This is a genomic window from Providencia alcalifaciens, assembly GCF_020271745.1.
Classification (GTDB): domain Bacteria; phylum Pseudomonadota; class Gammaproteobacteria; order Enterobacterales; family Enterobacteriaceae; genus Providencia; species Providencia alcalifaciens_B.
Genome location: NZ_CP084296.1, coordinates 2,933,055 through 2,946,766 on the forward strand (window position 1 = coordinate 2,933,055; position 13,712 = coordinate 2,946,766).

Annotated in this window: 7 protein-coding genes; 3 read left to right on the plus strand and 4 right to left on the minus strand. The window is 40.1% G+C overall.

The window, feature by feature from the left end; translation table 11 throughout:
- Nucleotides 1–86 precede the first annotated feature (86 nt).
- On the plus strand, nucleotides 87–2,789 hold the full coding sequence (mgtA, locus tag LDO51_RS13405; RefSeq protein WP_263869879.1) for a magnesium-translocating P-type ATPase: 2,703 nt from the start codon (nucleotides 87–89) through the stop codon (nucleotides 2,787–2,789).
- A gap of 81 nt (nucleotides 2,790–2,870) precedes the next feature.
- Here the strand turns inward: mgtA and LDO51_RS13410 are convergent, their stop codons facing one another.
- Nucleotides 2,871–3,182 carry a DUF5339 domain-containing protein gene (locus LDO51_RS13410; RefSeq protein WP_225574952.1) on the minus strand — a complete coding sequence of 104 codons (312 nt, stop codon included), beginning with the start codon at nucleotides 3,180–3,182 and terminating at the stop codon, nucleotides 2,871–2,873.
- 1,022 nt (nucleotides 3,183–4,204) lie between these two features.
- Here LDO51_RS13410 and fliZ point away from each other — a divergent pair.
- Complete coding sequence (gene fliZ, locus LDO51_RS13415; protein ID WP_225574953.1) at nucleotides 4,205–4,717, plus strand: flagella biosynthesis regulatory protein FliZ; 513 nt, start codon at nucleotides 4,205–4,207, stop codon at nucleotides 4,715–4,717.
- 358 nt (nucleotides 4,718–5,075) lie between these two features.
- On the opposite strand, the gene putA is transcribed toward fliZ, so the two are convergent.
- Nucleotides 5,076–9,059, minus strand: a complete 3,984-nt coding sequence (gene putA / locus LDO51_RS13420; RefSeq protein WP_225574954.1) for a trifunctional transcriptional regulator/proline dehydrogenase/L-glutamate gamma-semialdehyde dehydrogenase — start codon at nucleotides 9,057–9,059, stop codon at nucleotides 5,076–5,078.
- Between the two features lie 492 nt (nucleotides 9,060–9,551).
- On the opposite strand from putA, the gene putP reads away from it, so the two are divergent.
- Nucleotides 9,552–11,036 carry a sodium/proline symporter PutP gene (gene putP, locus LDO51_RS13425; RefSeq protein ID WP_225574955.1) on the plus strand — a complete coding sequence of 495 codons (1,485 nt, stop codon included), beginning with the start codon at nucleotides 9,552–9,554 and terminating at the stop codon, nucleotides 11,034–11,036.
- Nucleotides 11,037–11,124: 88 nt separating this feature from the next.
- Here putP and cycA read toward each other — a convergent pair whose 3' ends face one another.
- Together cycA and LDO51_RS13435 are read right to left on the minus strand one after the other, a co-directional pair.
- Nucleotides 11,125–12,525: a D-serine/D-alanine/glycine transporter gene (gene cycA, locus LDO51_RS13430; protein ID WP_225574956.1), complete on the minus strand. Its 1,401-nt coding sequence runs from the start codon at nucleotides 12,523–12,525 to the stop codon at nucleotides 11,125–11,127.
- 349 nt (nucleotides 12,526–12,874) lie between these two features.
- Nucleotides 12,875–13,306, minus strand: a complete 432-nt coding sequence (locus LDO51_RS13435; protein WP_225574957.1) for a hypothetical protein — start codon at nucleotides 13,304–13,306, stop codon at nucleotides 12,875–12,877.
- Nucleotides 13,307–13,712 lie beyond the last annotated feature (406 nt).

Here is a 13,712-nt window from a genome sequence, read left to right on the forward strand (position 1 = left end):
TATAAACAGGAGCTATCTGGCTAAAATACAATATTTTCAGTCAGATAGGTTTGAAAAGTACAACTGTACTCTATAGAGATAACGTTATGACTGGAATAAGGCATCAGCGCAAAGGCGCAAAAAATCCTGCACGCCAAAAATTTATTGTTGGCGAACAAGCGAGCAAAAACATTGAGCAGGTTCTCAATGAGTATCAAACTAACCTTCTGGGTTTATCTGAAAATGAAGCTCTCGACCGCTTAGTGGTAGAAGGTGAAAATGAAGTTGCTCATGAAAAAGCCCCTCCTGCTTGGAAGCAATTACTCACTTCTTTTAAAAATCCATTTATTTTTGTTCTGATGATCCTCGCGATTGTGAGTTTCGTTACTGACTACGTGATCCCTGAGCGTCAAGATGAAGAGACTGATTTAACGGGCGTTATTATCATTGTCACGATGGTTGTATTAAGTGGATTGCTGCGTTTTTGGCAAGAGTATCGAACCAATAAAGCGGCGGAAGCCTTGAAATCCTTGGTAAGAACCACGGCTACGGTATTTCGGCGAGACAATAGAACAGGGCGTTCTATTCGCAAGGAAGTGCCAATCAAATGCTTAGTACCAGGGGATATCGTTTTATTATCAGCTGGGGATATGGTGCCAGCGGATTTAAAACTGGTGGAATCTCGGGATCTATTTATCAGCCAAGCCATTTTGACGGGGGAATCTATCCCGGTTGAAAAATATGACACGCTTGCAAATGTGTCCGCAAAAAGTTTAGAGCCCGCATCACCGACAGAAAATGAATTACTTGAAATTTCAAATATCTGTTTGATGGGTACCAATGTGACGAGCGGGACGGCGAGAGGTATTGTGGTTGCAACGGGGAGCAAAACATACCTAGGTTCCCTGGCCAAATCGATTGTAGGAACCCGTGCTCAAACTGCTTTTGATCGCGGCGTGAATAGTGTGAGCTGGTTGCTAATCCGCTTTATGCTGGTAATGGTGCCGATTGTCTTATTAATCAATGGATTCACTAAAGGTGATTGGTTTGAGGCAACACTATTTTCACTGGCTGTTGCGGTAGGATTAACCCCTGAAATGTTACCGATGATAGTGAGCTCAAACCTTGCAAAAGGAGCGATAGCCATGTCTAAGCATAAGGTTATCGTCAAACGGCTCAATGCCATTCAGAATTTTGGTGCGATGGATGTACTCTGTACCGATAAAACGGGAACGCTAACGCAAGATCGCATCATTTTAGAGCATTATCTCGACAGTAATGGGCAAAAAGATAGCCGAATTTTGCAATTGGCGTGGTTGAATAGTTTCCATCAAAGTGGCACCAAAAATATGATGGATCAGGCAATTATTCGACGTGGCCGTGGCAATGATAAGGTCGAGCAGCTGAAGGCTTATCAAAAAATTGATGAACTACCGTTTGATTTTATTCGCCGAAAATTATCTGTCACGGTAAAAACCCCTGAAGGTGATGCTTTATTGATCTGTAAAGGGGCTGCGGAAGAGATGCTGGCTGTTTGTCATCGTTATCAGCATGATGGGCAAACCACATTATTAGATGACCAAGCTAAAACTAGGATTGCGGAGCTGGTCAGTGACTATAATAAACAGGGTTTCCGGGTATTACTGCTGGCAACGCGTTTGTTAAATGATGCTGAAGCTTGGTTACCGTTATCGGCCCAAGCGGAGCAACAGCTTGAGTTACAAGGCATTCTTACATTTTTAGACCCTGCAAAAGAGAGTGCAATTTCGGCTATTGCGGCACTAAGAGAAAATGGCGTGATGGTCAAAGTGCTTACGGGTGATAATGCCGTGATCACTGAAAAAATTTGCCATGATGTGGGTTTGAATATTGACGAGATTATGACAGGCCTTGAAGTCGAGGCAATGAGCGATGATGAGCTGAAAACGAAAGTTGAACAAGTTTCTGTTTTCTGCAAATTAACCCCATTGCAAAAATCTCGGATCCTAAAACGACTACAAGCAAATGGACATACTGTTGGTTTTCTGGGAGATGGAATCAATGATGCGCCAGCTTTGCGGGATGCTGATGTAGGGATATCTGTGGATACGGGCACCGATATTGCGAAAGAGTCCGCGGATATAATTCTGTTAGAAAAGGATTTGATGGTATTAGAACAAGGCGTTATCAAAGGAAGAGAAACGTTTGGGAATATTATTAAGTATTTAAATATGACCGCGAGTTCTAACTTTGGGAATGTATTTTCCGTTCTGATTGCGAGTGCATTTATTCCGTTCTTACCGATGCTAGCTATTCATTTACTGGTTCAAAACTTGCTGTACGATATGTCTCAATTAGCATTACCTTGGGACAAAATGGACAAAGAGTTTTTAAAACGTCCACGTAAATGGGATGCGAAAAATATTGGGCGATTTATGATTTGGATTGGTCCAACATCTTCCATTTTTGATATCACGACATTTGCTTTGATGTGGTATGTATTCCAAGCCAATAGTGTGGCTCATGAAGCACTATTTCAATCCGGTTGGTTTGTTGAAGGATTACTGTCGCAAACCTTGGTCGTTCATATGCTACGGACTCAAAAAATTCCCTTTATCCAAAGTACAGCTGCCTTACCAGTGTTACTGACAACGGGAATTATTATGGCTCTTGGGCTTTATATTCCGTTTTCATCATTTGGTACGCTGATTGGCTTGCAGCCTTTACCAATGGAATATTTCCCTTGGTTAGTGCTGACATTAGTGAGTTATTGTTTTGTCGCTCAAGGTATGAAGCACATTTATATTAAACGATTTGGAACTTGGTTATAGCCTGATCGAGACACGTTACTTTAGTAAAACAGTACAATAAAAAAGAGCCTTATAGGCTCTTTTTTTACAGAGTAGGCGAGACTATTGCAGGCCTAAAGCTGTTTTCATTTGTTTCATTGCATCAATGCCTTGCTGGCAAGCTTGATCTTGTTGGTCTTTAGGTAAAGCGGCAACTTGCTTTTTACCTTCTTCTAACTGACCTTTCATCGCATCTAATTGAGCTTTGGCTTGTGGGTTCTCAGAAGCTTTAGCAATTAAGCTATCAACTTCAGCGAAGTAAGCGTTACAAGTTTCAGTTGCACCAGCAACTTGACCTTTTTTCTCTTCTTCTGAGCACGCAGTGATTGTTAATGCCAATAAACCCAATCCACAAGCTAAAATTATCTTTTTCATAATCAACCTTATTAAAATTATTTATATATAAAGCAAATTAAGTATATAAGAGGAACTTCTTTTATCAATGTAACAAATCCTAAAAAACAAATTGATAATTAATTCAAATATTTAATCTTTAATATAAATATTTATTTTTTATAAATGACTTTTGTCGCGATCATTATCTATCGTGCTTTTTGTTAGCTTATTATGGCGTATGAAAAATAAGAGTGGATTATTATTAATGGGTATAAATACGTAATTGATACTGAACACTCCTATTCATGAAATAAGAATAACCACATAAAGTATCTTGTGAGCAGTAGACTGCTGTTGTAAAAAATAAGTTAAAAATTAGTAACTAAAAATTGTATGTAATGGGGGGATTAAACACCTTATAACTTTTCTAATGATGTTAATAACTTTTTTTCATATACAGTAAAAATAATTAAAATTGATAAGTCGTGTAAAAAATAATTTACATTTCAATTATAAAACTGGAATATCGAATATTTATAGAATTAATAGCTGTACATTTAAAATGCGATTATAGAAGTGAAAGGTGAGCTGTATCACAAATTTATCAATAAAATGCTTTTAGCTATATAATATTGATTTTTAAATTAAATTTCCTTTGAACCTTTAGGGGGTTATCAGGTAAAGTCTCTGCCTCCAAGGGGTCCTCCTTTCGAATCTTGGTTTTTGAAGTGATAAAACTTTGCTATTTAGGTTAACAACGATTAGGTTCGTTAGGTTGACGCTAGGTCAAATTTACGTGCAAAATTACTCTCATAAGAAATTCGCCAAAGTGTTTTAGACAGGTTAGAATGCTTCGGACAAAGGGAAATAAATTTTCTTACATTACATTCCCAGAAGGATCCACCTTATAAAGGGAAAGTAAGAAAATGAGATAAGGCAATTACGCTTATCTTGATATGCAACATAGCAGACAATCATTAATGCTATGGGCATGGTATGTATGTAACCGGATTTATCTTGTTACTTTTTATTTTTATAATTACACACAGGGCTTTACCATTATGTCTGCTTCTATTGTAAAGAAACGGCCGTTGAGTCGTTATATTAAAGATTTTAAACACAGCCAAACTCATTGTGCGCACTGTAATAAAACTCTTGATCGTATCTCCCTAGTTTTCAACGATGGTATCTTGAATAAAGAAGCTATCGCTGACATGACCGATTTGGTTGATGAGGCGGCTTGGGGCGAGCTTCAAGGGCAATTTACAGCACTTTGTCGTTTTTGTAGTGAAATTTTCTGTAATAGCAATACAGATTATTTCGATATTATGTCTTTTAAACAGTATCTGTTCTTACAGACAGAAATGAGTCATAGCACCGTCCGCGAGTATGTTGTTCGTCTGCGTCGTTTAGATGAACTGCTGTCATCCTCTAACTTTTCAATGAAAGACTTTACTGCAAGTAAAGTTCAAGAACAGTTAAGCGATAAAATGACTGATTCAGCATTTAGTAACTACAATATTGCACTACGTAAATATGAGCAATATTTAAGCTGGCAGTCAGAAACAAATTAATAATATTTTAAGTTAATAAAAATAGTTGGTTATACGATTATTTTTAATACTAAAATAGGCAAATCGGTGTCCAATAGGGCACCTTTTTTATTTTTGAATAATAGTAAATATAAATGACATAAATTGAACAGATTTATCATAGCTAATACTTAATATATGATAATAAGAACCAATGAAAACTATTTAATTAAATTTATAAATAAACAAGGGTGACAAAAAACAAAAAAAGTAGTGAATATTCGGATGTGATGATAAAGAAATAGGATATTATGAATGTAGCTCAAGAGGTTATAGTAGAGGCGAGTCTGAGTTAATCAGCCTATATTATACTGGGCTGAAAAACTCAGACTTTTGCATATTATCCGATAGTCATTAAGCTTGCATTACCACCCGCTGCGGCAGTATTCACACTTAAAGAACGTTCATGCACTAAGCGCTCAATGAGTAAGTTAGTTTCACCACGCTCAAAGCCTTGGACAGAAATAATCGGTCCTTTGCGCTTGGCAATCGCTTCACAAACATGTTTCAGTTGGTCACTATCTCCGTGATAAATCACCCCCTCGATTGGCTCAACGGTATTTTGCCAATCTTTGGTGAATGATATGGTTTTGCGAACTTTTTCAGGCAATGATTTAAATAGCTTTTGATGCAGATCGCTATTGGCCCACAGAGTTTGGCAACCACTCGCTAGTACAGCAGATAGCTGAATTAGGCAATCTTTTTCATTATCACTAAGGCATAAAATGGTACCGCGTGGACGCAAGGTGTAGGTGTTCTTTTCACCTGTTGGTCCTGGTAATAAACGTGTTGTACCAGCTTGCGTTAAACGCGCAAACTGTTCAATTACAGACTGTTCAACATCAGGTTTCTGTTTTTGTGCCCATGCAGAAAAAGCTTCAAAGGGTGCGAGTAACTCTGCGCGAGCACTTGCGTCCATTGGTAAATGGCTGTCTTGCTGCTCCAGCGTTTGGCAAACTGCATTCTCAGGACGTTCACTTAATAAACGGTAGAGATAAAGCGGTCCGCCAGCTTTAGGTCCTGTACCTGAAAGTCCTTCACCACCAAATGGTTGCACTCCGACAACAGCACCGACCATATTACGGTTAACATATAGGTTGCCCACTTTCGCTTTAGCGACCACTTGGTTGATGGTTTCATCAATGCGGGTATGAACACCTAATGTTAATCCATAGCCAGCCGCATTGATTTGGTCAACTAGTTGCTCTAACTCATCACGTTTGAAGCGAACAACATGCAGAACCGGTCCAAAAATTTCTTTCTTCAACTCACTAATATTATCTAACTCAATCAGAGTTGGCTTAACGTAGGTTCCTTCGGCTTGTTCTTGCTGATCTTGGCTATCTGCAAAGACGGCTTGGAAAACGGTTTTGCCTTTACTGCGCATTTGTTGAATATGTTGGTCAATGTTCTCTTTGGCTTCACTATCAATAACAGGGCCAATATCGGTGGAGATGTGTTCAGGATTACCCATCCGGCACTCTTCCATTGCACCTTTCAACATGCGAATTGTTCGGTCAGCGACATCCTCTTGAACACAAAGAATGCGTAATGCGGAGCAGCGTTGACCGGCACTGTCAAATGCAGAGGCGACGACATCGGTGACGACTTGTTCTGTGAGCGCTGAAGAATCAACAATCATCGCATTCAATCCGCCAGTTTCTGCAATAAGTGGAGTCGGGCGACCTTGAGCATCTAAGCGACCCGCAATATTGCGCTGCAATAAACCCGCCACTTCGGTTGATCCTGTGAACATCACGCCTCGAACGCGCTGATCACCGACCAGTTTTGCTCCGATAGTTTCACCTTTACCGGGTAAAAATTGCAGGACATCACGAGGAATTCCCGCTTGGTGCATAATGGATACCGCAATAGCACCAATTAATGGTGTTTGTTCCGCAGGTTTAGCTAGCACAGTGTTACCCGCAGCTAATGCCGCTGCAATTTGCCCAGAGAAAATGGCTAATGGGAAGTTCCATGGGCTGATACAAACAACAGGGCCAAGAGGGCGGTGAGTGTTATTATCAAAATCTTCACGGACTTGAGTTGCATAATAGTTCAAGAAATCAACTGCTTCACGCACTTCAGCAATCGCATTGGCGTAGGTTTTCCCGGCTTCACGCACCAGCACATCCAATAATGGTTGCAATTGTTGTTCCATAATATCGGCAGCACGTAAGAGGATAGCTGCACGCTCAGATGGTGGCGTTGCAAACCAAATCGCGCCAGCATCCGTCGCGATATTTAATGCATGTTCAGCTTCTTGTTCACTGGCTTCTCGCACTTTACCAACGATATCGCGATGGCATGCTGGGTTGATGATTGGGACGGCTTCAGAAAGATCTTGCTGTGCAATAAACTCGCCACCCAGTAAAGGCACCGCGATTTTCTCTTGTGTCGCGGCATTGAGTAATGCGCTCGAGAGTGATGCTAAGCGGTGTTCATTAGATAAATCCAAGCCCATTGAGTTAACACGGCGAGTTCCATACAGGTCACGCGGTAATGGAATTTTTGGGTGTGGTAAGCCAATTTGCCCTTCAATCTTAGACAGTTCACGAACATCTTTAACTGGATCAGCAACCAGCTCATCTAATGGGATCGTGGCATCTGCAATTCGGTTAACAAACGAAGTATTTGCCCCATTCTCTAAGAGGCGGCGTACTAAGTAAGCTAATAATGTTTCGTGGGTACCGACTGGGGCATAAATGCGGCATGGTCGGTTGAGTTTGCCATCAGCCACTTTACCAACAACTTGTTCATATAATGGTTCGCCCATGCCATGTAAGCATTGGAATTCATATTGGCCAGGGTAGTAGTTTTTACCTGCAATTTGGTAGATAGCCGATAATGTGTGCGCGTTATGCGTCGCAAATTGTGGGTAAATTAAGTTAGGTACAGACAGTAATTTACGAGCGCAAGCGATATAAGAAACATCGGTATACACTTTACGGGTATAAACAGGGTAACCTTCTAAGCCATCAATTTGCGCACGTTTAATTTCGCTATCCCAATAAGCGCCTTTTACAAGACGGATCATCAGGCGGCGTTGGCTGCGTTCGGCTAGATTGATAATTGAGTCGATAACAAATGGGCAGCGTTTTTGGTAAGCCTGAATGACAAAACCAATACCGTTCCAGCCTGCTAATTTCGGCTCAAAACACAGTTTTTCGAGTAAATCTAACGAAATTTCTAAGCGGTCTGCTTCTTCAGCATCAATGTTAATACCAACATCATATTGGTGAGCCTGCAAGACTAAAGAAAGTAAGCGCGGATACAGTTCTTCCATCACACGAGCATATTGTGCGCGGCTATAGCGTGGATGCAGGGCAGATAATTTGATAGAAATGCCCGGTCCTTCATAGATCCCGCGTCCATTCGATGCTTTACCAATTGCGTGGATCGCTTGTTGGTAAGAGACCATATAATCTTGAGCATCTTTCTCGGTTAATGCGGCTTCACCCAGCATATCGTAGGAGTAGCGGAAACCTTTGTCCTCTAATTTACGTGCGTTAGCAAGGGCTTGGGCGATGGTTTCGCCAGTGACAAACTGCTCACCCATTAAGCGCATTGCCATATCCACGCCTTTTCGTACCAGTGGTTCACCACTTTTACTGATAATGCGATTTAACGAGGATGATAGTTTTGCTTCGTTGTGTGTAGAGACTAATTTACCGGTAAATAAAAGCCCCCATGTTGCTGCGTTCACAAACATTGAGCTGCTTTGACCAACATGGGATTGCCAATTACCCGTACTGATTTTGTCTCGAATCAGAGCATCGCGAGTGGCTTTATCTGGAATACGTAATAGCGCTTCAGCAAGGCACATTAATGCCACGCCTTCTTGAGAAGACAGCGAAAATTCTTGTAATAATCCTTGGACTAAGCCTGAGCGACCAACCCCATTTTTTTGATTACGTAATTTTTCCGCAATGGAATAAGCCAATTTATGAGCCGCATCAGCTTGCTCTGGAGGCAGCTCAGCTTGCTGTAAAAGCATTGGCACGGCTTGAGTTTCAGGAATTCGGTACGCTGATGTAATTGCAGAGCGTTTCACGGATTGGGGCAAAATATGCTCAGCGAACTCAAGGAATGGCTGATAAAGGGGCTCAGGAGTTGAAATTACATCACCAGAATGCTGATCTTTTGTATCCAAAACCGTTGATAATTCAGGTATAATTTGATTGCTATCGAGTTGCTCTAAATAATTATATATAGCTTGTTTAATAAGCCAATGGGATGTGCGATCAAGACGTTGAGCGGCGGCTTTAATGCGGTCACGAGTTTCTTCATCAAGTCTCACACCCATAGTTGTTGTGCTACTCATCTTAATTCCTTCCTTTTCACAGGTGTTAAATACTAAAAGTTACACACCATTATGATGATGTTGCAACTTTGTGCAACATTGTTAATGCGCTATGTGAGAGAAATGTGAAACAACTCTTATTTTTATGAGTAATTTATTATGTTTATTGATTGTATATTTATAAATTACTTATAAATCAATATGTTGATTTATCATCATGGAGGGTGGCAAGTTAAACGCTTAATTAATAATTTGACTTAAAAATTTAACATTTGTGATGTGTCTTTTATTTATTGAACAAAAAATAGTTAATTTCTTGTTAAAATCATCTGAGTCTGTCTAGCATGATGTAGCAAGGTTATTGAGTTATTGCAACACAAGCAATCACAACATAGATAAGGCGTGCATTAAAAACGCAAAATTGTGCAATCAAGTGCAACGCCTTGAGATTAAAAGTTATCAATGAAAATTATAAAGATAACGACAAAATAGACGCACTATGGAGACGACAGGATGACTGTAAGCACTCCGATGATCATTATGTTCATCGTATATATCACGGGTATGTTATTGATCGGCTATCTAGCCTATCGCTCAACGAAAAACTTTGATGATTACATTCTAGGGGGACGAAGTTTAGGTAGTGTGGTAACCGCATTATCTGCCGGGGCTTCAGATATGAGTGGCTGGTTATTAATGGGTTTACCGGGCGCTATTTTCCTCGCTGGGATTTCTGAAAGTTGGATTGCGATTGGTTTATGTTTAGGGGCTTATCTGAACTGGTTGTTTGTTGCGGGGCGCTTACGTGTACAAACCGAGAAAAATAATAACGCCTTAACGCTGCCAGATTATTTTACGAGCCGTTTTGAAGATAATAGTAAGGTTTTACGTATTATCTCTGCGGTTGTTATTTTAGTTTTCTTTACTATCTATTGTGCATCTGGGGTTGTCGCGGGGGGCTTATTATTTGAAAGCACCTTTAATATTAGTTACGAAAAAGCTCTGTGGTTAGGGGCATTGGCGACCATAGCGTATACCTTTTTAGGTGGTTTCTTAGCGGTAAGTTGGACAGATACTGTTCAAGCCTCTTTGATGATTTTTGCCCTGATCTTAACGCCAATTGTTGTGATTTTATCCCTTGGTGGGTTAGATACTTCAATAGAAGTGATTAAAGCTAAAAACCCTGAATATCTTGATATGTTTAAGGGAATGAACTTTGTTGCTATCTTGTCATTGCTAGGTTGGGGACTGGGTTACTTTGGGCAGCCTCATATTTTGGCGCGTTTTATGGCGGCAGATTCACATCGTACGATCCGTTCAGCACGCCGTATCAGTATGACATGGATGGCATTATGCTTAGGTGGAACGATTGCCGTTGGCTTCTTTGGTATCGCTTATTTTGAAAACAATCCTGCATTAGCAGGCTCTGTGATGAAAAATAACGAACGTATTTTCATGGAATTAGCCGGATTACTGTTTAATCCATGGATTGCGGGTATCTTGTTGTCCGCGATTTTGGCGGCGGTAATGAGTACATTGAGTTGCCAATTATTAGTCTGTGCCAGTGCATTAACCGAAGATTTATATAAGCCATTTTTCCGCAAATCAGCCAGCCAGAAAGAGTTAGTGTGGGTAGGGCGTGGAATGGTGCTGTTAGTGGCGGCGATCGCAATCTATATTGCCCAAGACCCAAATAATAAAGTCTTAGGGTTGGTGAGTAATGCGTGGGCAGGTTTTGGTGCCGCATTTGGTCCCGTCGTTTTACTCTCTGTTATGTGGAAACGTATGACACGTACTGGGGCATTAGCAGGGATGGTTGTCGGTGCGGTAACGGTATTAGTTTGGATGAAATTCAAATGGTTAGATTTATATGAAATCATTCCAGGCTTTATCTTTGCTACCATCGCTATCATTGTTATCAGCTTGATAACTAAGGCGCCAAGTGCAGCAGCACAAGCCCGCTTTGATGAAGCGGAAGCTGAATACAATACAAAATAATAGATAGATTTGGTTATAGATAGCAAAAAGGCTGAAAGGGAAACCTTCCAGCCTTTTATTTTTTATTAATTGCTTATTCGTCAAATCATTAACGTGGCTTACGGCGTTTTACAACTTGGTAGCCAATAAACAGAATAACAAACCACAGTGGCGTCGCAACTAAAGCTTGTCGGGTGTCATGTTGGAACGCTAATAACACCACCATAAAAGCAAAGAAGGCGAGGCTGACCCACGACATAAAAATACCCCAAGGCATCTTATAGCGAGAAGCTGCATGTTTTTCTGGGCGTTTCTTACGGAAATTCAGGTAGCTTAATAAAATCATGCTCCAGATAAACATGAATAGGATCGCAGACACGGTTGTGACTAAGGTGAATGCATGCATGATATTGGGAATAAAGTAAATCAAAACAATCCCGAAACTTAGGCAGATACAGGTGAAAATTAAGCCTGTTGCCGGTACCGCTTTTTTCGATAACTGGCTAAATTTTTTCGGCGCATCACCCTCTTTAGATAACCCAAACAGCATACGGCTGGTGGAGAAAACACCGCTGTTTGCCGATGAAGCCGCAGAGGTAAGTACCACAAAGTTCACGATACTAGCCGCGGCAGGCAAGCTGATTAGCACAAACATTTCCACAAAAGGACTTTTGTCCGCCAAAATGGTGCGCCAAGGGGTAACAGCCATAATTACAATCAGGGATAACACATAAAAAGCAATGATCCTAATCGGGATAGCATTAATGGCTTTTGGCAGGGATTTTTCAGGATCACGGGTTTCCGCTGCGGCTGTTCCCACTAATTCAATTCCTACAAAGGCGAAAATAGCAATTTGGAATCCAGCAAAGAATCCACTGAGTCCCATTGGGAACATGCCGCCATCGTTCCAGATATTACTTAAGGATGCTGTGTGTCCAGTCGGTGATTGGAAATTCATCGCAATTAAAGTCCCACCGACGGCAATTAGCGTCACAATGGCGACAATTTTGATCATCGCGAACCAGAACTCCAGTTCACCAAACAGACGAACAGACACTAAGTTAAGCGTTAGTAGTGTGGCTACACAGATAAATGAAGTCACCCATTCCGGGAAATTAGGTACCCAGAAACTGACATACGAGGTGATCGCGATAATATCGGCTATTCCCGTGATCACCCAGCAGAACCAGTAAGTCCATCCCACAAAAAAACCAGCCCATGGACCGATTAAATCCGCAGAAAAATCACTGAAAGATTTATAGTCTAGGTTGGATAGCAGTAATTCCCCCATTGCTCGCATGACAAAAAATAGCACAAAGCCGATGATCATGTAGACAAAGATAATTGAGGGTCCCGCAAGGGAGATAGTCTTTCCTGACCCCATAAATAGCCCTGTACCAATGGCTCCACCAATAGCAATTAACTGAATATGACGGTTACTGAGGCTACGTTTTAGTTGATTTCGGTCAGAAGATGGCCGAGAGATGGTTGTCGTTGCATTTTCTTCCATATTGTTATTTATCCGATAGTCATTGTGATATTAGCCCACACTATTTTTTTAAGTTTGAGGCTGTGTTTGCTTGAAATATTGTGACATAAATCTCAATTAGAGTAAGAGAAAATTTACAAATGGCTGGGGGATTGCTGGTTTAACCAACGAATCCTCCTTGCTTATTAACACTGTTAACGAAAAATTAACCTAAAAATAAAAATAGCAGAATAAGATGAAATGTACCAAATACTTCATTCTAAATAATGTCAGTTTTGGTATTAGGGATATTAAGAGTGGTTCAGCTCATTTTTTAACTGTAAAAGCCACGGATTTTCTTATTTTTAACAGTTATCCTCATTGGTTATTTCTAAACGATAGGGCTAACAGTCACTTTCACGTCATAGCCCACGACAAATAAGGCCTGTTCTAGCGCTTCAATTTTTGACGCATATTGTAGGTCAAGTAGCCGTTCTATTTGTTGAGCATTGATATTGAGTGTCCTAGCCAGTTTGCTGCGAGGGGTTTGCGTTTTAAGAATGGCATTGTGTAGTGCGATTTTTAAGCAACTCAATACAGGCAAATGAATAACAAACGCATCAGCTACCGAATTTTGGGGAAGAGGAATAGGATTTCTTAATGTGATCAGCTCTGAAAGTGTGGCTAGCAATGTTTCATGAGCCTCTAGTTCGACATCTTCTGCGCAATAAGCCACACCTTGAATGTCGGGAAAGTCACAAAAATTAATTTCGTATACACCTTCATCTTCGACAAATTCAACCGTTGCTAAATAATTAAACATAGTAAACCTCAAAAATTAATTTCTTTATAAGATAAATAGTACAAAACGTCACATCATAGACAATGAGTAGCATGTTAATAAAATGAAAAACAGATAGTGATAGTGTATAAATTGAACATTTTTTATTGCCTATAAGCCTGATTGCTTAAAGAATAAGTGTGTTTCATCATGAAACAGTGATGTAAATTCGTCACCTATTTGTGAGCTAAGTCTCAGTTTTGACAATATTTTATTTATCCCTTATCTCAGTATCAATATGCCAATTTTACCCTTTTAGTCATCATATAATTGTTTAAATAAAACATATGAGAATGCATATGCACCTTAATTTAAATAAGCAGTTATACGTAATTTTGTCATTGTGGTTAAGTAATTTGTTAAAACAAAAGTATATAGTAACATGTAG